The organism is Micromonospora sp. H61 (assembly GCF_018070325.1).
GTDB lineage: Bacteria > Actinomycetota > Actinomycetes > Mycobacteriales > Micromonosporaceae > Micromonospora > Micromonospora salmantinae.
The window spans coordinates 20,338-40,263 of record NZ_JAGPXY010000003.1 but is presented as its reverse complement, the minus strand read 5'-3'; the positions used below and the strand labels follow the sequence as shown (position 1 = coordinate 40,263).

General features: G+C 72.7%; 18 protein-coding genes. 7 read left to right on the top strand and 11 right to left on the bottom strand.

Annotated elements, in window-relative coordinates:
* Positions 1–152 precede the first annotated feature (152 nt).
* From KBX08_RS02955 to hutH, 3 genes are read left to right on the top strand one after another with little or no spacing between them, the layout of a single operon-like run.
* Entirely contained in the window at positions 153–1,514 is a 1,362-nt protein-coding gene (locus KBX08_RS02955) for a formimidoylglutamate deiminase (RefSeq protein ID WP_210780961.1), read from the top strand.
* The gene (gene hutI, locus KBX08_RS02950) at positions 1,511–2,698 is read left to right on the top strand and encodes an imidazolonepropionase (protein ID WP_210780960.1); all 1,188 of its coding nucleotides are present in this window, start codon (positions 1,511–1,513) and stop codon (positions 2,696–2,698) included. The genes KBX08_RS02955 and hutI overlap by 4 nt, the downstream gene beginning before the upstream one ends.
* The gene (gene hutH, locus KBX08_RS02945) at positions 2,695–4,233 is read left to right on the top strand and encodes a histidine ammonia-lyase (protein WP_210780959.1); all 1,539 of its coding nucleotides are present in this window, start codon (positions 2,695–2,697) and stop codon (positions 4,231–4,233) included. Before hutI ends, hutH begins: the two co-directional genes overlap by 4 nt.
* Before the next feature lie 61 nt (positions 4,234–4,294).
* On the opposite strand, the gene rdgB is transcribed toward hutH, so the two are convergent.
* From rdgB to KBX08_RS02890, 11 genes are all read right to left on the bottom strand, one after another.
* Positions 4,295–4,912: an RdgB/HAM1 family non-canonical purine NTP pyrophosphatase gene (rdgB, locus tag KBX08_RS02940; protein WP_210780958.1), complete on the bottom strand. Its 618-nt coding sequence runs from the start codon at positions 4,910–4,912 to the stop codon at positions 4,295–4,297.
* Positions 4,909–5,634: a ribonuclease PH gene (gene rph / locus KBX08_RS02935; RefSeq protein ID WP_210780957.1), complete on the bottom strand. Its 726-nt coding sequence runs from the start codon at positions 5,632–5,634 to the stop codon at positions 4,909–4,911. Before rph ends, rdgB begins: the two co-directional genes overlap by 4 nt.
* 9 nt (positions 5,635–5,643) lie before the next feature.
* The gene (locus KBX08_RS02930; RefSeq protein WP_307850429.1) at positions 5,644–6,813 is read right to left on the bottom strand and encodes a glycosyltransferase; all 1,170 of its coding nucleotides are present in this window, start codon (positions 6,811–6,813) and stop codon (positions 5,644–5,646) included.
* Positions 6,810–7,952 (bottom strand): glycosyltransferase family 1 protein, encoded by a 1,143-nt coding sequence (locus KBX08_RS02925; protein ID WP_210780956.1) that lies wholly within the window; start codon positions 7,950–7,952, stop codon positions 6,810–6,812. The genes KBX08_RS02930 and KBX08_RS02925 overlap by 4 nt, the downstream gene beginning before the upstream one ends.
* A 110-nt stretch (positions 7,953–8,062) precedes the next feature.
* The gene (locus KBX08_RS02920; protein WP_030331266.1) at positions 8,063–8,806 is read right to left on the bottom strand and encodes an MBL fold metallo-hydrolase; all 744 of its coding nucleotides are present in this window, start codon (positions 8,804–8,806) and stop codon (positions 8,063–8,065) included.
* A 223-nt stretch (positions 8,807–9,029) separates the two neighbouring features.
* Positions 9,030–9,995 carry a PLP-dependent cysteine synthase family protein gene (locus tag KBX08_RS02915; protein WP_210780955.1) on the bottom strand — a complete coding sequence of 322 codons (966 nt, stop codon included), beginning with the start codon at positions 9,993–9,995 and terminating at the stop codon, positions 9,030–9,032.
* Positions 9,996–10,006: 11 nt separating this feature from the next.
* A complete protein-coding gene (locus KBX08_RS02910) occupies positions 10,007–10,378 on the bottom strand; it encodes a MoaD family protein (protein WP_210780954.1) in 372 nt (123 codons plus the stop codon).
* Positions 10,379–10,443: 65 nt separating this feature from the next.
* Positions 10,444–10,932, bottom strand: coding sequence for a Mov34/MPN/PAD-1 family protein (locus tag KBX08_RS02905; RefSeq protein WP_210780953.1), 489 nt, complete (start codon positions 10,930–10,932; stop codon positions 10,444–10,446).
* Positions 10,933–10,984: 52 nt separating this feature from the next.
* On the bottom strand, positions 10,985–11,485 hold the full coding sequence (locus tag KBX08_RS02900; RefSeq protein WP_210780952.1) for a DUF2017 domain-containing protein: 501 nt from the start codon (positions 11,483–11,485) through the stop codon (positions 10,985–10,987).
* The gene (gene clpS / locus KBX08_RS02895; RefSeq protein ID WP_088946433.1) at positions 11,482–11,772 is read right to left on the bottom strand and encodes an ATP-dependent Clp protease adapter ClpS; all 291 of its coding nucleotides are present in this window, start codon (positions 11,770–11,772) and stop codon (positions 11,482–11,484) included. Before clpS ends, KBX08_RS02900 begins: the two co-directional genes overlap by 4 nt.
* 148 nt (positions 11,773–11,920) lie before the next feature.
* Complete coding sequence (locus KBX08_RS02890) at positions 11,921–13,471, bottom strand: hypothetical protein (protein ID WP_210780951.1); 1,551 nt, start codon at positions 13,469–13,471, stop codon at positions 11,921–11,923.
* Positions 13,472–13,665: 194 nt separating this feature from the next.
* Here KBX08_RS02890 and KBX08_RS02885 point away from each other — a divergent pair, with 194 nt between their 5' ends.
* Genes KBX08_RS02885 through KBX08_RS02870 form a run of 4 tightly spaced genes read left to right on the top strand, consistent with a single transcriptional unit; the run spans position 13,666 to position 19,566 of the window.
* Positions 13,666–16,344 (top strand): LuxR C-terminal-related transcriptional regulator, encoded by a 2,679-nt coding sequence (locus KBX08_RS02885; protein WP_210780950.1) that lies wholly within the window; start codon positions 13,666–13,668, stop codon positions 16,342–16,344.
* Positions 16,345–16,360: 16 nt separating this feature from the next.
* Positions 16,361–17,647 (top strand): nicotinate phosphoribosyltransferase, encoded by a 1,287-nt coding sequence (locus tag KBX08_RS02880; protein ID WP_210780949.1) that lies wholly within the window; start codon positions 16,361–16,363, stop codon positions 17,645–17,647.
* 49 nt (positions 17,648–17,696) lie between these two features.
* Entirely contained in the window at positions 17,697–18,278 is a 582-nt protein-coding gene (locus KBX08_RS02875; RefSeq protein WP_112672439.1) for an isochorismatase family protein, read from the top strand.
* A gap of 40 nt (positions 18,279–18,318) precedes the next feature.
* On the top strand, positions 18,319–19,566 hold the full coding sequence (locus KBX08_RS02870; protein ID WP_210780948.1) for an MFS transporter: 1,248 nt from the start codon (positions 18,319–18,321) through the stop codon (positions 19,564–19,566).
* The last annotated feature ends 360 nt before the right edge of the window (positions 19,567–19,926 follow it).

The following is a 19,926-nucleotide window of genomic DNA, read 5'->3' as shown; positions in this document are numbered from 1 at the left end:
GGCGAGGTGCGGCATCTCCTGTTGTCGTCCTTTGGAGCTGATGTCGTAAACGAATCAGCCGAAGCGCCCCAACTGTCGGCGTCACCGCGGCCGCCGGTGTCACCCCGGCCGCTGATGTCGCAGACGATTCAGCTCCAAAGGAGGCGAGGAGTATGACCACCGCCCGCTGGCTCGCTGAATACGCCTGGCTGCCCGAGCACGCCGAGCCCACGCCCGACGTGCTCATCGAGGTCGAGGACGGGCGGATCGCCGCACTCACACCGCTGGCGGGGGCTGGCGGCCCGGCCGCCGGCGTGGAGGTGTTGGGCGACGCCACCCGGCTGCCCGGCCTGACCCTGCCAGGGCTGGCCAATGTGCACTCGCACGCGTTCCACCGGGCGCTGCGCGGGCGTACCCACTGTGGACGGGGTGACTTCTGGACCTGGCGGGACCAGATGTACGCCGTCGCGGACCGGCTGGACCCGGACACCTACCTCGCGCTGGCCCGGGCCGTCTACGCCGAGATGGCGCTCGCCGGGATCACCTGCGTGGGCGAGTTCCACTACCTGCACCACCGGCCGGACGGCGGCGCCTACGACGACCCGAACGCGATGGGTGCAGCGCTGGTGGAGGCCGCCGCGCACGCCGGGATCCGGCTCACAGTGCTGGACACCTGCTACCTGACCTCCAGCGTGGACGGTCGACCCCTCGCCGGGCCGCAGCGCCGCTTCGGCGACGGCGACGCGGCCCGCTGGGCCGAGCGGGCCGCGGCGTTCCAACCGACGGACCCGCACGTCCGGGTCGGCGCGGCCGTGCACTCGGTGCGGGCCGTACCGGCCGATCAGTTGCGTACTGTCGCCGACTGGGCCGGGGAGCGGCAGGCGCCGCTGCACGTGCACCTCTCCGAGCAGCCCGCCGCGAACGACGAGTGCCGCGCCGTGCACGGGCGCTCGCCCACCGCCCTGCTCGCCGAGCACGGCGTGCTCGGGCCGCACACCACCGCCGTCCACGCCACCCACCCCACCAGCGCGGACCTGTCAGTGCTCGCCGACAGCCGGACCGGTGTGTGCCTCTGCCCGACCACCGAGCGGGACCTCGCCGACGGCATCGGCCCGGCCCGGCTGATGGCCGACGCGGGCATCCGGTTGAGCCTCGGCAGCGACAGCCACGCCGTGATCGACCTGTTCGAGGAGGCTCGGGCGGTGGAGCTGGACGAGCGGCTGCGTACCCGCCGGCGTGGTCACTTCGCGCCGCTCGACCTGCTGAACGCGGCCAGCGTCGCCGGGCACGCCGCGCTCGGCTGGGCAGACGCCGGAAGGATCGCGGTGGGCGCCCGCGCCGACCTGGTGACGGTACGCCTGGACAGCGCCCGCACCGCCGGGGTGCCGCCGGTGGGCGCGTTCTTCGCCGCCGGCGCGGCGGACGTCGATCAGGTGGTGGTGGACGGCCGGGTGGTGGTGGCCGAGGGCCGACATCTGACAGTGGACGTGCCGACCGAACTGTCGTCCGCGATCGAGGCGGTGACGCCCGCATGAGCGGCAGCCTGCTGGTCGACAACATCGGGGAGTTGGTCACCAACGGTGCCGGCGAGGGCCCGCTCGGCATCCGCCGCAACGCCGCGGTGCTGGTCGAGGAGGGCCGGGTGGTCTGGGTCGGCGCGTCCGCGTACGCGCCGGCCGCCGACCATCACGTCGACGCCGGTGGGGCCGCCGTGCTGCCCGGTTTCGTGGACAGCCACGCCCACCTGGTCTTCGCCGGGGATCGGGCCGCCGAGTTCGCCGCCCGGATGGCCGGTCAGCCCTACACCGGCGGCGGCATCCGGACCACTGTCGGTGCCACCCGGGCCGCCACCGACGACGAACTGCGCGCCACAGTGCGCCGGCTGCGCGGGGAGGCGCTGCGCCAGGGCACCACGACCATGGAGATCAAGAGTGGGTACGGCCTGACGGTCGCCGACGAGGCCCGCTCGCTGCGGATCGCCGCCGAGACCAGCACCGAGACCACCTTCCTGGGCGCGCACGTGGTGCCCGCCGAGTACGCCGACCGCCCCGACGACTACGTGGGGTTGGTCTGCGGGCCGATGCTGGCCGCCGCCGCCCCGCACGCGAAGTGGATCGATGTGTTCTGCGAGCGGGGCGCCTTCGACGTGGACCACGCCCGCGCCATCCTGGCCTGCGGTCAGGCCGCCGGGCTGGGCGTACGGCTGCATGCCAACCAGCTCGGCCCCGGCCCCGGGGTGCAGCTGGGCGTGGAGCTGGACGCGGCCAGCGTCGACCACTGCACCCACCTGAGCGACGCCGACGTGGCCGCGCTGGCCGACACGGCCCACAGCGACGGGTCGGGCACCCGCACGGTGGCGACACTGCTGCCCGGAGCGGAGTTCTCCACCCGCTCGCCGTACCCGGACGCCCGCCGGCTGCTCGACGCCGGCGTCACGGTGGCGCTGGCGACGGACTGCAACCCCGGCTCGTCGTACACCTCGTCGATGCCGTTCTGCGTGGCCCTCGCGGTCCGCGAGATGCGGATGACCCCGGCGGAGGCGGTCTGGGCCGCCACCGCCGGTGGCGCTCGGGCGCTGCGCCGCGACGACATCGGTGTGCTCACCCCCGGCGCGCGGGCCGACCTCGTCGTCCTCGACGCGCCGTCGTACCTGCACCTGGCCTACCGGCCCGGTGTCCCCCTGATCCGCCAGGTAATACGCAACGGAGCACCGCAATGACGCACGTGACCATCCAGCCCACCGGAATCACCGCCGACGACGTGTTCGCGGTGGCCCGCGGCACCGCCACTGTCGTCCTCGCCCCGGCCACCGTCGACGCGATGGCGACCAGCCGGGCCATCGTGGACGGCATCGAGTCGTCGGGCCGTCCCGTCTACGGGGTCTCCACCGGGTTCGGCGCGTTGGCCAACACCTTCATCGCACCGGAGCGGCGGGCCGAACTGCAACACGCGCTGATCCGCTCGCACGCCGCCGGGGTGGGTGCCCCGATGCCGCGCGAGGTGGTCCGGGCCATGATGCTGCTGCGGGTCCGATCCCTCGCCCTGGGCCGATCCGGGGTCCGGCCGCTGGTCGCGGAGGCCCTTGTCGACCTGCTCAACCACGACATCACCCCGTGGGTGCCGGAGCACGGCTCGCTGGGCGCCTCCGGTGACCTGGCGCCGCTGGCGCACTGCGCGCTGGTGCTGCTCGGCGAGGGTTGGGTGCTCGGCCCGGCCGGCGAGCGGCAGGACGCGGCCGACGCGTTGACCGCCGCCGGGCTCAAGCCGATCGAGCTGGCCGCCAAGGAGGGGCTGGCACTGATCAACGGCACCGACGGCATGCTCGGCATGCTGCTGCTGGCCATCCACGACGCGGCGCACCTGTTCGCCATGGCCGACGTGACGGCAGCGCTGGCCATCGAGGCGATGCTCGGCTCGGAGCGGCCGTTCCTGCCCGAGCTGCACGCGATCCGGCCACACCCCGGTCAGGCGGCGTCGGCGGCGAACATCCACCGCCTGTTGCAGGACTCCCGGGTGATGGACTCGCACCGCGACGACCTGGCGCACGCCGTGCAGGACGCGTACTCGATGCGCTGCGCGCCGCAGGTGGCCGGCGCGGCCCGCGACACCCTGGACTTCGTCCGCACCGTCGCCGGCCGGGAGCTGGTGTCCGTTGTGGACAACCCGGTGGTGCTGCCGGACGGCCGGGTCGAGTCGACAGGCAACTTCCACGGTGCGCCGCTCGGATTCGCCGCGGACTTCCTCGCCATCGCCGCCGCCGAGGTGGGCGCGATCGCCGAGCGGCGGGTCGACCGGCTGCTCGACGTCACCCGCTCCCGGGAGTTGCCGGCGTTCCTCTCCCCCGACGCCGGGGTCAACTCCGGGCTGATGATCGCCCAGTACACTGCGGCCGGGATCGTCGCCGAGAACCGTCGACTGGCCGCCCCCGCCTCGGTGGACTCGCTGCCCACCAGCGGAATGCAGGAGGACCACGTCTCGATGGGCTGGGCGGCGGCCAAGAAGCTGCGTACTGTCCTGGACAACCTGACCAGCCTGCTCGCGGTGGAGCTGCTGGCCGGCGTACGCGGCCTCCAGCTGCGCGCCCCGCTGGAGCCGTCCCCGGCCGGCCGGGCGGCCGTCGCCGCGCTCGGTGCGGCAGCCGGCGAACCCGGTCCGGACGTGTTCCTCGCCCCGGTGATGGAGGCGGCCCGTGCCGTCGTCGCCGGGCCGGAGTTGCGCGCCGCCATCGAACGGGAGGTCGGCCCGCTGGGCTGATCTCCAGCGGGTCGCTGTCGTCCGCCGCGGGTCAGGCGGCGGGCGACAGCACCTCGCGCCGTCAGGCGACGGGCGGCAGCACCTTGGCGATCAGTTTGGCCAGCTCGCGCAGCGCCTTGCCCCGGTGACTGATGGCGTCCTTCTCCGCCGGGGTCAGCTCCGCGTTGGTCCGGTCCTGTCCGTCGCCCAGGAAGATCGGGTCGTAGCCGAACCCGCCGTCACCGCGCGGGGCACGCAGCACCCGCCCGGACTGCCGGCCGTCGACGAGGTGCTCCTTGCCGCCCGGCAGCACCAACGCCACGGTGCAGACGAACGAGGCGGCCCGCTGCTCGTCCGGGACGTCGCCGATCTGGTCCAGCACCAGCTGAAGGTTGGCCCGGTCGTTGCCGTGCTGGCCGGACCAGCGGGCGCTGAACACGCCCGGCATCCCGTTCAGCGCGTCCACCGCGAGCCCGGAGTCGTCGGCGATGGTCGGCAGCCCGCTCTGCCGGCAGCCCTCCCGCGCCTTGATCAACGCGTTCTCGCCGAAGGTCAGGCCGGTCTCCGGCAGCTCCGCGTACTGCTCGACGTCGTCCAGCCCGAGCAGGGCGATCCGGTGCGCGCCGAGCGCGCCGTCCAGGATCCGCTGTAGCTCGACCAGCTTCTTGCGGTTACGGGTGGCGAGCAGGACCTTGTTCATGCGAGTGCCTTCCGCTGGGCTTCGGCCAACTCGGCGCAGCCGGCGACGGCCAGGTCGAGCAGGGCGTCGAGCTGGTCGCGGGCGAACACGCCCGCCTCGCCGGTGCCCTGCACCTCGACGAAGTCGCCCGCACCGGTGCAGACCACGTTCATGTCCACCTCGGCGGCGACGTCCTCCTCGTAGCAGAGGTCGAGCCGGGCCTCCCCCGCGATGATCCCCACGCTGACCGCGGCCACCGAGCGGTGCATCACCTTGTCCGGCTTGCCGGCCAACGACTTGCGGGCGGCAAGCCAGCCCACCGCGTCGTGCAACGCGACGTACGCGCCGGTGATCGCGGCCGTGCGGGTGCCGCCGTCGGCCTGGAGCACGTCGCAGTCGAGCACTATCGAGTTCTCGCCGAGCGCCTTGAGGTCGATGCTGGCCCGCAGACTACGGCCGATCAACCGGGAGATCTCGTGGGTACGGCCACCGACCCGGCCCTTGACGCTTTCCCGGTCGGAGCGGGTGTTGGTGGCCCGGGGCAGCATGGCGTACTCGGCGGTCACCCAACCGAGCCCTGAACCCTTGCGCCAGCGGGGCACCCCCTCGGTGACGCTCGCCGTGCAGAGCACCCGGGTGCCGCCGAACTCGACGAGCACCGAGCCCTCCGGATGGGTGCTCCAGCCTCGGGTCAGGGTCACCGGTCGAAGTTGAGAGGGCCCTCGCCCGTCAGGTCGCACCATCCCTGCACCCTATGCGGTGCGGCGATCCACCTCGCTCGCGGTGCCCCGGGGAACGTCCGCGCCGTGCACACCGAGGAACCCGGCGACCGCGGCCGGCCAGCCGAACTCCTCGGCCCGCGCCCGGGCGGCCTGCCGCCGCTGCGCCTCCGGCCGGGCCGCCAGGCGGGTAACCGCCGCCGCCATCGACACCCCGGAGCCGTACGCGGCCAGCCCCGCCTCGCCGACCACCTCGGGCAGCGCGCTGGCCGCGTTGACCACCACCGGAGTGCCACAGGCCAGCGCCTCCAGGCCGGCGAGGCCGAAGGTTTCCACCGGGCCGGGCGCCAGCACCACGTCCGCGCTGGCCAGCAATGCTGCCACCGCGCTGCGGTCCGGCAGGAAACCGGTGAACGTCACCGGCAGCCCCGCCGCCCGCCGGGCCAGCGCGCCGCGCAACGGGCCGTCGCCGACCATCACCAGCACCGCCGGTACGCCCTCGCGGCGCAGCTCGGCGAGGGCCTGCACGGCCAACTCCGGCCGCTTCTCCGCTGACAGCCGGGCGCAGTGCACCAACAGCATTTCGCTGGAGTCGCCGTACCGCTCGCGCACCAGCGGGTCGGCCCGGCACGGGGAGAAGGTGTCCAGGTCCACCCCGAGCGGCACCAGGTCCAGGTTGTCGACGCCGATCCGGTCGAACTCCTCGGCAGCCCATCGGGTCGTGCAGACGATCCGGTCGTACGCCCGAGCCGTCGCCCGGTTGAGCCGGTCGGCAATGGGCCGGCGCAGCGTGTCTGGCACACCCCACTGGCCGAGCAGCCCGGTCAGCGACTCGTGCGACACCATCACCGACGGCACCCCGCGCGCTCGCGCCCACCGGCCCGTCCACCGCAGTGTCGACCGGTCGGAGACCTCCAACCGATCCGGTGTCAGGTCGTCGAGGAGCTGGGCCAACCGGCGTCGGCCGGCCAGCAGCCGGTAGCCACCGCTGCCCGGCAGCCGCGGCCCGGGCACTGTGATCACCCGCCCCCACGGGTGCGTCTCGTCGGCGGCCCGCTGACCGGGTATCACCAGCACCGGATCGTGGCCGGCTGCCCGGTAGCCGGCACCGAGGTGCCGCAGCGCGGTACGCAGGCCGCCAGAGCGTTCCGTGACGAAGTTGGCGAGCCGCACGATCCGCAGCCCGCCGGTGGTCCCGGTCACGAGGCGGCCGGCAGGCCGACGGTGGCGGCGACGGCGCGTACCGCGTGGTAGTGCCCGATCAGCTCGTCGCCGACCGCCGCCCAGCTGCGGCGACTGACCGCGACGCGGGCGGCCAGCCCGTAGGCCCGCCGCCGGTCGGCGTCAGCGGTCAGTTCGGCCACCGCCGCGGCGAGCGCGTCGCCGTCGTTCGGTGGCACCAGCAGCCCGGTCACGCCCTCGTCGACCAGGTCGACCGGGCCGCCGCTGGCCGGCGCCACGACCGGCACCCCGGAGGCCAGCGCCTCCTGGATGGTCTGGCCGAAGGTCTCGTGCGGTCCGGTGTGCACGAACAGGTCGAGGCTGGCGTAGAGCCGCGCCAGGTCCTCGCCCTGCTGCACGCCCAGGAAGGTCACCCCGGGCAGCTCGCGGGCCAACTGGCGGCGGGTCGGGCCGTCGCCGGCCACCACCACCCGCACCCCGGGCAGTCGGGACGTCGCCGCCAGCAACTCGACCCGCTTCTCCGGGGCGAGCCGCCCGACGTAGCCGACCAGCAGCTCACCGCCGGGCGCCAGCCGGTCCCGCAGCGCCGCGCACCGCTTGGCCGGGTCGAAGCGAACGGCGTCGACACCGCGCCGCCACAGCCAGATCCGCTGCACACCGTTCGCGATCAGGTCAGCGGCGGCCCGGGTGGAGGGGGCGAGGGTGCGCTGCGCCGAGTTGTGGATCTCGCGGATCCGCCGCCAGGCCGCCGCCTCACCCCAACTCACCCGGTACGCCCGGGCGTACGCGGCCACATCGGTCTGGTAGACGGCCACCGTGGGCAGGCGGTTCCGGCTGGCCAGCATGGCTGCCCGGGCGCCGAGGACGAACGGGCTGGCCAGGTGCACCACGTCCGGCTCGGCCGAGAGCAGCGCTCCGGTCAGTCGGGCGTTGGTCGGTACGCCCAGCCGGAAGCCCTGGTAGCGGGGCAGCGGCACGCTCGGAATGCGCACCACCGGGTACGGCAGCCGGTCGACGTCCTGCCGGCCACCGGGCGGGGCGGGCGCGATGACCACCGGCTGATGGCCACTGTCGAGCAGGTGCTCCGCCGTCCGCACCACTGAGTGCGCGACGCCGTTCACATCCGGTGGGAACGACTCGGTCACGATGGCGATCCGCATGCCCACACCGTGCGGGTGCCACTGGTGCGCCAGACGACCGTCCGCTGACCGGCCGGCGAACAGTACGGCACAACACCGCGGCCCGGCCCCGCGAACCGGGACTCGGTGCGTCAGACGTCGTAGCTGGCGCCGGGCCGGACCACCTCGAGCGGCCCGGTGTACGCGGAGGCGGCCGACTCCAACGTGTGCGCCTCGCTGCCCCAGGCGGGCACCAGGTGGGTGAGCAGCAGCCGACCCACAGCGGCCTTTGTCGCCGCCTCGCCGGCCTCCCGACCGGTCAGGTGCAGATCCGGTGGATTGTCCATGCCGTCGAGGTAACTGGCCTCGCAGAGGAACACGTCGGCGTTCTGGGCCAGCCGCAGCAGCGCCTCACAGGGCGCGGTGTCCGACGAGTAGCACAGCGAACGGCCGTCGTGCTCCAGCCGCACACCGTACGTCTCGACGGGGTGGTTGACCCGGTCGACGGTGACGGCGAACGGGCCGATCGGGAAGGTGCCCGGCTGGAGCGCGTAGAACTGGTACACGTCCTCCACCGAGCCGTCATCGCCGTACGCGGCGCTGAGCCGGTCCGGCGCGCCGGCGGGCGCGTACACCGGCAGCGCCGGGTAGGGGCCGTCCGGGGCGTACCGGCGCACCACCACGTACAGCACTGCGTCGAACATGTGGTCGCAGTGCAGGTGGGTCAGCAGGATGGCGTCCGGGGCGTGCAACCCCGCGTACCGCTGGAGGCTGGACAGCGACCCCGAGCCGAAGTCGACAAGGAGCCGGAAGCCGTCGGCCTCGACGAGGTAGGCCGAGCAGGGCGACTCGGGGCCAGGGAAACTGCCGGCGCTTCCCAGAACGGTCAGTCGCATCGAGTGGTCTCGCTGTCACTATCAGTAGCACCCGCGCCGGCGATGGTCCCGGCCATGATCTCTACCGACGCGTACGCCACGCTGCGCAGCCTACGCTGGCGCACCCGGCAGCAAGAATCATCCAGCGGAAGTTGTCACGAACGTGACACCCGCTCGCGGTACGTCGGGACGGGTACGGGCCGCCGACGAATGTCGACGGCCCGTAGTCGGCAGACCAGATCGGTCAGGCCCAGAGCTGCCCCTCCAGGGCGTCCTCGGCATCGGCGAGTGTGCCGCCGTACGCGCCGGTGGACAGGTACTTCCACCCGCCGTCACAGACCACGAAGGCCACATCGGCCCGCCGGCCGTCGCGCACCGCCTCGTGCGCCACCGCCAGCGCGGCGTGCAGGATCGCACCGGTGGAGAACCCGGCGAAGATGCCCTCCACCTCCACGAGCTGGCGGGTGCGCAGCACCGCGTCCCGGGTGCCGACCGAGAACCGCCGGGAGAGCACCGAGGCGTCGTAGAGCTCCGGAACGTACCCCTCGTCGATGTTGCGCAGGCCGTAGACCAACTCGCCGTAGCGCGGCTCGGCGGCCACGATCTGAATACCCTCGACCTTTTCCCGCAGGTAACGCCCGGTGCCCATCAGGGTGCCGGTGGTGCCCAGCCCGGCCACGAAGTCGGTGATGCTGGGCAGGTCGTGCAGCAGCTCCGGCCCGGTCGTCTCGTAGTGCGCCCGCGCGTTCGCCTCGTTGCCGTACTGGTAGAGCATCACCCAGTCGGGGTGCTCGACGGCGATCTGCTTCGCCGTGGCGACCGCCTGGTTGGAACCACCCGCCGCCGGCGAGAAAATGATCTCGGCCCCGTACATCCGGAGCAGCTGCACCCGCTCGGTGGAGACGTTCTCCGGCATCACACAGACCAACCGGTAGCCGCGCAGCTTCGCCACCATGGCCAACGAGATGCCGGTGTTGCCGCTCGTCGGCTCGAGGATGGTGTCACCCGCGCGGAGCCGGCCAGCCTCCTCCGCCGCCCGGACCATGAACAGCGCCGCGCGGTCCTTGATGCTGCCGGTGGGGTTACGGTCCTCCAGCTTGGCCCAGAGCCGCACCGGAGGGGCCCCCTCGGGCACCGTCGGAGAGAGTCGGGGCAGGCCGACCAGCGGCGTACCCCCGCAGGCGTCGAGCAGGCTGTCGTACCGCGCCATGGCGGCCGACCTCAGCGAGCCGCGACGGCGTCGCGGGCCAGCGCGGCGGCGGCACCCTGCGAGCTGATGCTGTGCGAGCTGATCGCCGCCGCGGCGGCGAAGCCGAACGCGCCGCCCGCCACCGCCGGCAGAATGGTGACGCTGTCGCCGTCGGAGAGCTTCGCGTCGAGCGCGCCGAGGAAGCGGACGTCCTCGTCGTTCACGTAGACGTTGACGAAGCGGTGCAGCGTGCCCGCGTCGGTGATCAGCCGGCCGCGCAGACCGCCGTGCCGGGAGTCCAGGTCGTTGAGCAGGTCGGCGAGCGTGTCGCCGGTGCCGTCGACGACCTTGGCGCCGCCGGTGTAGCTGCGCAGGATGGTGGGGATGCGAACCTCAATAGCCATGATGGGGAACTCCTCGATCGGGTGTGCCTACGGTGACGGGACGAGACGGCTGCGGCGCTGACAGGTCAGCGGCCGGAACACTCGTAATCGACCGTCGCCGGGCTCTGCCCGAACATGTAGGACTGGACGGCGTGCGGGTCGACACCGGCCTCCACGACACGGACCGGCTCCTCGGTGACCACGCCGTCGACGATCCGGAACGACCGGATCTCCTCCGAGTCGGTCTCGCGGGTCGAGACGAGCAGGTAGTGCGCCCCCGGCTCACCGGCGAAGGAGACATCCGTCCGCGACGGGTACGCCTCGGTCGCGGTGTGCGAGTGGTAGATGACGACTGGCTCCTCGTCCCGGTCGTCCATCTCCCGCCACACGCGCAGGTGCTCCATCGAGTCGAACTCGTAGAAGGTCATCGACCGCGCGGCATTGTCCATCGGGATGTGCCGGGTCGGGGTGTCGCTGCCGACGGGACCGGCGACCACGCCGCACGCCTCGTCAGGGTGATCCCGGCGCGCGTGGGCGACGATCGCGTCAATGATCGACCGGTCGATGCTCAGCACGTGCACCAGCCTAACGCCTGCCGGGCACGGGCCGAAGTGGTGCCGGTCACCCCTAGTCGATCAAGGCGTTGAGCAGCGACTCCTGTAGATACCCGAGATAGGCGTAGACCGAAAGCTGGAACACCCGGCTGGAACCCGGGTCCTCAGCGACCGCGTCGTCCAACTCCTCGCCCAGATCCGTGCCGTCCTTGATCTCCAGGCGGACGCCCATCGCGAGCCGGGCGTCGTTCAGTGCCCGCAACCACGCCTCGGCGGCTTCGGCGTCCAGCCGCACCTCGCCACCGGCCTCGTCCGGCAACGCGGCCAGGATCGCCCCCGCCTGATCGATCTTCGCGGTCTTCAGGTCGCCCTCGGTGTAGCGGCGAAATTCGGCGGTGCCCGGAGCGTCCTGTGGGTAGACCGCCGGAAAGAGCCGACCGACCACCGGGTCGGTGTGGTCGAAGCCGTCGGTGAGCAGACCCACCACCTCGGAGGCGACCTTGCGCAGCACCCGCACCTCGTCGACGGCGAAGACGGCGACGTAGTGACCGGCCTGGCGATGGAACATGCTCATGACCTGTCCACCGTCGCCCACAGCCCGTACGCGTGCAACTGCGACGCGTCGTGCTCCATCCGTTCGCGGGCACCGGTGGAGACCACGGCGCGACCCTTGTGGTGCACGTCCAGCATCAGCTGCTCGGCCCTCTCCCGGCTGTAGCCGAAAAGCTTCTGGAAGACCCAGGTCACGTACGTCATCAGATTGACCGGGTCGTCCCACACGATCGTCACCCACTGCCGGTCGGACGCCGGCACCTCGTCAGTGTCCGGCGTCTCGACCGGTGCAACCTGCGGAGCCGCCATGCCCCCCATCGTGCCACCGGTTTCCCGGAACCGAGGAACCGGAACGCCGGCCCGGCGCGGATCACCCACCCCGGGCCCTCCCGACCCGCCTCGGACGCCATCGGAGGCGGGGTCCGGCCCGGACCCGGACCGACCGGTGGGCGCGCCGTCAGGCGAGCAGAATGCCGTGATCGACTGCATCGGAGAGCACCACGCCCAGCGAGAGGCGGATCACCTCGAACCGTCGGGAGATCTCCCTGGACAACCCCAACTCGACCTCGCGCACCGCCCGTTGGGACCAGGCCCGCGCCGCGCTGTGGTCGTCCTTGCCGGGCGTACGCCACTGCTGCCAGCACCCGCCGGAGAGCGCCACCGCGATCGGCGGGAGCACCTCGTCCCGGGACGCCGCCGGATAGCTGGCGGCCGCGTCGATCGCCTCCAGGCCGGTCAACTCGGCCACGCCGGCCGTGCTGGTGATCAACAGCACCTTGTCCAGTTCGTGGCCGGGCCGGTGATCGGCCAGGCCGTACTGCACGGCGGCGGCGATCCGACGTCGCACGCCTTCGGACGGCGGCGCGCCGAGCACCCGGGACGCAGCGTCGATCACGATGCCGCGCACCGCCTGGTCGCACTGCGCGGTGGCCAACAGCGACAACGCCGCCATCTCCCGGTCGAGGAGATCCGGTAGGCCGGCACAGCCGACGCCGAACACGATCTCCTGAACGGCCCGAAGGTGGATGTTCGCCAACTCCAGGGCGAGGTGCTGGCGGATCCGCTGGGCGCACGAGCGGGCCTGGCGGTCGAGCCGCTCGGACCAGTCACCCGGATCGGCGGCCACGGCGACGCGGCCCTGCTGGCCCGGCAGGACCGGTGGGTCGACACTGGCCCGCTGCAACCCCTCACGCGACGCCCAACCCACCAGCGCCCGCCGCAGGTCGGCGGCGGTGTCGGCACCGTCGACCGGAAACCACCGCGCACCGGCCAGCGCCGGCACCGCGGCCAGGAGCGCCGCCCGATGTGCCTCCACCGTCACCGCGACCGCATCCACCTCGGTCTCCGCACCACCGACCGGCGGGACGGACGCCCCCGCGCCCTCCGTAGTCGCCGTGCCGTCGGACAGCGGAGCCCACCCCGCCGCGCCGGGGGTGACCGCGAAGACGACCTCCACCGAGGTCGGGGCGACTTCGGCGAGCAGGTTCAACTCGGCGGCGGTGAAGGCCTGGTCGGCGGCGATCACGAAGAGCAGCGCGCCGGCTCGGCCCGCCGCCTCGAGCAGCACCCGGGTGCCGGACACCCCGAGGGTGGCGGTGTCCGGAACGTCGACCAGGGTGAAGTGCCGCAGCAGCGGCTGGGGCACGCTCAGCTCGACACGCCGGGGCGGGCGGGCCAACGCCGGACCGGCGGCGTCCCGGTCCGCGCCGTACGAGTGCGGCTGGCGGTAACCGGGAACGAACGCCGCACGGGTGGGCACCTTGGCGTCGCGCACCACCAGCCAGCTGCCCGCCGGCACGGTCAGCATGACCGGGTCGAGCCCGAGCAGGGTGGCGAGCACGGCACGCCGCTCGGCACCGGCCGGGCCGACGGCGACCACACCGAGCGGCTCGTCCGGGGCGGCGCCGGACACGCCGACCCGGGTGGGAAGAGGGCCGCAGGTGGGTAGGTCGGCTGGGCCGGTCATGTCGTCCGGCGAATCGACCGAGGGGAGAGGGCCCTGCATCATCAGGTGCCTCCCGTTGCAGGTGACCGGGGATCCGGTCGCGAAAATTCCGGTACGTCAACCCGGATGTCGGAAGACTACGGGCGGGCTGGCAACCGGGCGGAACACCTCGAATACTCACCGGTAATTGTGCGATTACTCAACTTCGCACGGTGACGGTACGGGCGCGGACGGATTCCGATCGATATGCTGCGCGAATGAGTCGATGGGAGTTCGTCGGCCGCACGGTTGAGCTCAACCGCCTGCTGGAGGCGGTGACCGGTGAGGCCGGCCGAGGGCTCTTCTTCAGCGGCAGCGCTGGCATCGGCAAGAGTCGCCTACTGCGCGAGGGCGTGGGCGCGTTGCCCACCGACCGGTTCGCGATCTGGTCCATCGCCGCCAGCGCCACCACCGCGGCGCTGCCGTTCGGTGGGCTGGTCCAGGTCCTCCCCGCCGAGCAACCCCAGGGCCTCTCCCCCGCCGGCATCCTGCGCTGGGCGCTCAACGTGCTGCAACAGCAGGCGGCCGGCCGGCGGATCGTGCTCGCCATCGACGATGCCCACCTGCTCGATCCCCCCTCGGCCGCACTTGTGCATCTGGTCGCCCGCGCCGAGAACGCCACAGTGGTCGGCACCCTGCGCGACGGCGAGCAGATCCCGCTGCCGATCCGCGCACTCTGGACCGACGACCTGGTCGAGCACGTCGAGCTGGCCCCGATGCCGCAGGAGGAGACCACCGACCTGCTGGCGGCGATGCTGGGCGGCCCGGTCGACGCCGGCTCCGCCGACCGGCTCGGCCAGCTGTCGGCCGGCAACCCCCTGCTGCTGCGCGAGCTGGTGCACGCCGCCAACGGCAGCGCCGAGCTGAAGCGCACGTACGGGATCTGGAAGTGGACCGGGCGACTGGAACTGGCGCCCAGCCTGACCGACCTCATCGACACCCGGGTCGGCAAGCTCACCGACGGCGTCCGCGCGGTCGTCGAGCTGGTCGCGTTCGGCGAACCACTGGGCCTGCACCTCCTCAGACAGGCCGCCGAGCAGTCGGACGTGGAGACCGCCGAGGAACGCGGGCTGATCACCGTCGATCAGCACGACCGGCGCACCAACGTCCGGCTGGCGCACCCGCTCTACGGCGAGGTGATGCGCCGTCGCTGCCCGGTCAGCCGCACCCGCCGACTTCAGGCACACCTCGCCGAGCTGCTCGAGCAGGTCGGCAAACGCCGACGCGACGACCTGTTGCGGGTGGCCGTCTGGCGACTCGACTCGGGCACGGCACAGGATCCGGCTCTGCTGCTGGACGCCGCGGTGCAGGCGTTCACCCGCTACGACGTGCCGCTGGCGACCCGCCTGGCGCGGGCCGCGCTGCACGCCGACGGCGGCTACGACGCGGCTGAGCTGCTGGCCACCATCCTGATGTTCGCCGACCGCCCCGACGAGGCGATCGACGTCCTCGACGCGGTCACCCCCGAGCCCGGCGACGAGCGGCGGCTCTGCCGCTGGCTGACCGTACGTGGCATGGTCAGCTACTGGGGGCTGAGCCAGGAGTCCACGGTGGAGGAGATCGCCAGCCGGGTCGAGCAGCTCAGCGATTCCGCCGACCGGTCCCGGGTGCACGCGTTCGAGGCGATCATGCGTCTGCACCGACTGGACACGGCCACCGCGGTACAGCTCAGCCGACGAGTACTGGACCGGCCGGCGGCCGGCGTCGCCGCCCGCGAGCTGGCCCGTTCCACCATCGCGTACGTCCAGGCCGCGCAGGGCGAGCTGACCCGCAGCGGTACGGCGATCGCCCAGGTGCACTCGGCCGCGGCGAGCTGGCGCACCGACATGCCGTACCTCCAGTTGGCCCTGGAGCTGGCCCGAGGCACCCGGCTCATGCTCACCGGCGACCTCGCCGGGATCGACTCGATAGTGGCCGACGAGTTCGCCGATCTCGCCGGAGCCGGCGACTTCCGCCTCGGCACCGGCTACCTGGCCATCCTCCAGGCGTACGCGGCTCGGCTGCGCGGGCAGAGCGACGCGGCCATGCGGACCTCCCTGGGTGCCTGCGCGGTGCTGGCCACGAGTCGGGTCTACGCCGGTCTGGCCCAGGCCGAACGCGCCCAGGCGGCGGCGCTGCGTGGTGACGCCGTGCAGGCGGTTGCGGCGATGGCCGAAGCCGACCGCACCCACGCGCCGGGCATGTCGGTGCTCTACCCGTGGCTGGAGCAGGCCCGGGGCGCGTCGCTCGCCGCCTCGGGCGACCTGCCGGGCGCTGTCAAACACCTCGGTGACCTGGTGGATCGGCTGCGCTCGGACGGCTTCGCCGGGCACGAGGTGCACGTCCTGCACGACCTCGTCCGACTCGACCAGGCAGGAATGGCGGTCGGCCCCACCTGCTCCGACGGTGGTCGGCGCACCGTCGCGCAGCGCCTCGCCGAGCTCTCCGAGCGGGTCGACGGGGTGCTCCCGCCGCTGCTGGCGCGGCACGCCCGCGCCGCGGTGACCGACTCTCCCACCGATCTGCTCGCGGTCGCCGACGACTATGCCGCCCTGGAGTTGACCGTGTACGCCGCCGAGGCCACCTCCCAGGCCGTCCAGCGGTTGCGCCGGCAGCACTCGGTTGCCGCCAACGACGCCCGGGAGCGCCTCGCCGGGTTGCTCGGGCGCTGTGACCTGATCCGGACGCCGGCGCTCCAGGCCGGCGCGCCAGTGCTCACCGAACGGGAGTGGCAGGTGGCGCGACTCGCTGCGCACGGCGCTCCCAGCCGGGCCATCGCCGAACGGCTCTACCTCTCGGCGCGCACCGTGGAGAACCACCTCCAGCGGATCTACGCCAAGCTCGGCGTCACCGGCCGGGCCGAGCTGTGGGCGGCGTTGCGCTCGATCCCGGGCCACGACGGCGGCGACCCGAGCTGAACCTTAGGCTGGGGCGGTGAGCATCCACCGCCCCGCGCTCCTGACCGACCACTACGAGCTGACAATGGTCAGCGCGGCACTGAAGGACGGCACCGCCGACCGCCGGTGTGTCTTCGAGGTGTTCAGCCGCAGGCTGCCCAGCGGGCGCCGGTACGGCGTGGTCGCCGGGACGGCCCGACTGATCGAGCTGATCCGCGACTTCCGGTTCGACCCCACCGAGGTGGAGTTCCTGTTGCGGACCGGGGTGGTCGACGAGACGGCGGCGGCGTGGCTCACCGACTACCGCTTCACCGGCGACATCGACGGGTACGCCGAGGGTGAGCTGTTCTTCCCCGGTTCACCGATCCTCACCGTCTCCGGCGGCTTCGCCGAGTGTGTGGTGCTGGAGACGCTGGCGCTGTCAGTGCTCAACCACGACTGCGCGGTGGCCGCCGCGGCGGCCCGGATGGTGACAGCGGCGCGGGGCCGGACGCTGATCGAGATGGGGTCGCGTCGGGCACACGAGGAGGCGGCGGTGGCCGCGGCGCGGGCCGCGTACCTGGCCGGGTTCCGGTTCACGTCGAACCTCGCCGCCGGCGCGCGCTACGGCATCCCGACGGCGGGCACGGCGGCGCACGCGTTCACCCTGCTGCACGACGACGAGCGGGCGGCGTTCGCCTCGCAGGTCGCCACGCTGGGCAAGGACACCACGCTGCTGGTCGACACATACGACATCAGCCAGGGCATCCGCAACGCCATCGCGGTGGCCGGGCCGGACCTGCGGGCGGTACGGATCGACTCCGGCGACCTCGCGGTGATCGCTCAGCAGTCCCGGGAGTTGCTCGACTCGCTGGGCGCCACCGAGACCAAGATCATAGTCTCCGGTGACCTGGACGAGTACGCGATCGCCTCGCTGGCCGCCGAACCGGTGGACATGTACGGCGCCGGCACGGCAGTGGTCACCGGCTCCGGGGCACCGACCGCCGGGCTGGTCTACAAACTGGTCGAGGTCGAGGGACGGCCGGTGGTGAAACGCTCCGAGCACAAGGCCACCATCGGCGGCCGGAAGGTCGCGGTCCGCCGGCACAAGCCGACCGGCACCGCCACCGAGGAGGTCATCGTCCCGCAGGGCGTCCCCGACCGGCAGCCCAACGACCGCGTGCTCCAGCAGTCGTACGTGGTCGCCGGTGAGTCGGTGTCGCTGCCCACCCTCGACGAGTCACGGGAACACCTGCGGGAGTGCCTGATCTCCATCCCGTGGGAGGGACTGAAGCTCTCGGCCGGCGACCCGGCCGTGCCGGTCACCGTCGTACCCGCTGGCTGAGTCATCCCCGAGCGCCACCGACCGACGTGCGGAGAGAGGAAACCCCCCGATGGCCAACGCGCTGATCATCGTGGACGTGCAGAACGACTTCTGCGAGGGCGGCTCGCTTGCCGTCGCCGGCGGCGCAGGGGTGGCCGCCGGCATCTCCCGGTTACTGGCCGCCGAGCCGGACCGGTGGACGCACGTGGTCGCCACCAAGGACTACCACGTCGACCCGGGTGCCCACTTCGGCGATCCGCCGGACTTCGTGGAGTCCTGGCCCCGGCACTGCGTGGTCGGCACCACCGGTTCGGAGTTCCACCCGGAACTGGACACCGCCCGGGTCGAGGCGATCTTTCACAAGGGCGAGCACGCGGCCGCGTACTCCGGTTTCGAGGGCCATGCCGACGACGGCGAGTGCCTGGCCGACTGGCTGCGTCGGCGCGACGTGGACCGGGTCGACGTGGTCGGCATCGCCACTGACCACTGCGTCCGGGCGACCGCGCTGGACGCCGCCCGGGAGGGTTTCGCCACCACCGTGCTGCTGGAGCTGACCGCCGCCGTCGCCCCGGCAACCACCGACGTGGCCCTGCGCGCGATGGAGGGCGCCGGGGTGATCATGCACGGCCAGCCTGTGATCAGGGCCGCATGAGGCGCTAATTGGTTGGCCAAGGGGCCGCCACCGGTCGAAGATGTCGCCGGAGGTACGGACCCACGTGAACATGAAGCCTTACCGGCGGGCGCTCGCCCTGCCCGGTCTGCGGTCGCTGCTACTGGTTGCCGTCCTCGCCCGCATCCCGCTCACCGCGACCGGGGTGACGTTGACCTTCCACGTGGTGCTCGATCTTGATCGGGGCTACGGGGCGGCCGGCCTGGTGGGTGCGGCGGTCACAGTGGGCGCGGCGATCGGCGGGCCGTTGCTCGGCCGACTCGTGGACCGGCGTGGACTGCGCCCGGTCCTGGTGCTCACCGCCATCGCCGAGGCGATCTTCTGGTCCACCGCGCCGACGCTGGCGTACCCCGTGCTCCTGCCGGCCGCCTTCGTGGCCGGCTCCCTGGCCCTGCCCATCTTCTCCGTGGTCCGTCAGTCGATCGCCGCACTGGTCCCCGAGGACCAACGCCGACCGGCCTACGCACTGGACTCGATGTCGGTGGAGCTGTCCTTCATGATCGGCCCGGCGTTGGCGGTGGCCCTGGTCACCGCGATCTCCGCGCAGACCACCATGTACCTGGTCGGTGGCGGCATCGTCGCCGCCGGGATCGCCCTGTGGGTGGTCAACCCACCGATCCGGGAGGCCACCGAGCCCACCGGCCCACAACGCCGGGTGCCGCGCCGGGAGTGGCTGACCCCCCGACTGCTCGCCGTCCTGGCGCTCAGCGCGGCGGCGACCCTGGTGCTCGGGGGCACCGACGTGGCGGTGGTCGCCGTCCTGCGGGCCAGCGGCGAGGTCGGCTGGACCGGCGTGGTCCTGGCCATCTGGGCGGTCGCCTCGCTGGCCGGCGGTTTCGCCTACGGGGCCGTACACCGCTCGTTCTCCCCGCTGACGCTGACCGCCGCACTGGCAGTGTGCACCATTCCGGTGGGGTTGGGCGGTGCGCACTGGTGGCTGCTGTGCCTGGCGCTGATCCCCGCCGGAGCGCTCTGCGCGCCGACCATCGCGGCCGGCTCGGACGCGGTCAGCCGCCTGGTTCCGGCCGAGGTACGCGGTGAGGCGATGGGTCTGCACGGCTCCGCGGTCACCGTCGGCATCGCGGTCGGCGCGCCGCTCGCCGGCGCGGTGATCGACGCCAGCGCGCCACTCTGGGGCTTCGTGGTGACCGGTGCGCTCGGCGCTCTGGTCACAGTGGTGGTGCTCCCGATCGAGCTGCGCCGCCGCCGCATCGCCGAAGCGGCCACCCCGCCGCCCGCCGAGGCCGACCTGACCCCCGCCGCCCGCTGACGGCCCCACCGTCGCAGCAAGCTGTCCTCCGCCTGGTCCGGCTGGGCCTGCTTTGGCCCGCCTGGCTTACGGAGCCGGCGTCGCTCCTGCGGGGCGCATCTCCGGGTGGCGGTAGTGCCGACGAGCGATATACCTGTGAGGCATAAATATGACTCACAGGTATATGCGTTGTGAGCATGTGTGCCGGCTGGCGGCGGTCGAGGTGATCGCCGACCGGCGCCTGTCGCGGTGGTTCAAGCAGCCGGACAGGCGGACCAGGCCGGGCCCGCGTGGTGGATGGCAGCCGCCGGTCAACGGGATGGAACTGCGGGAACGAGGCCAGACGCGAGAGTGACAGCGGGCTGGACATGGCGACGGGCG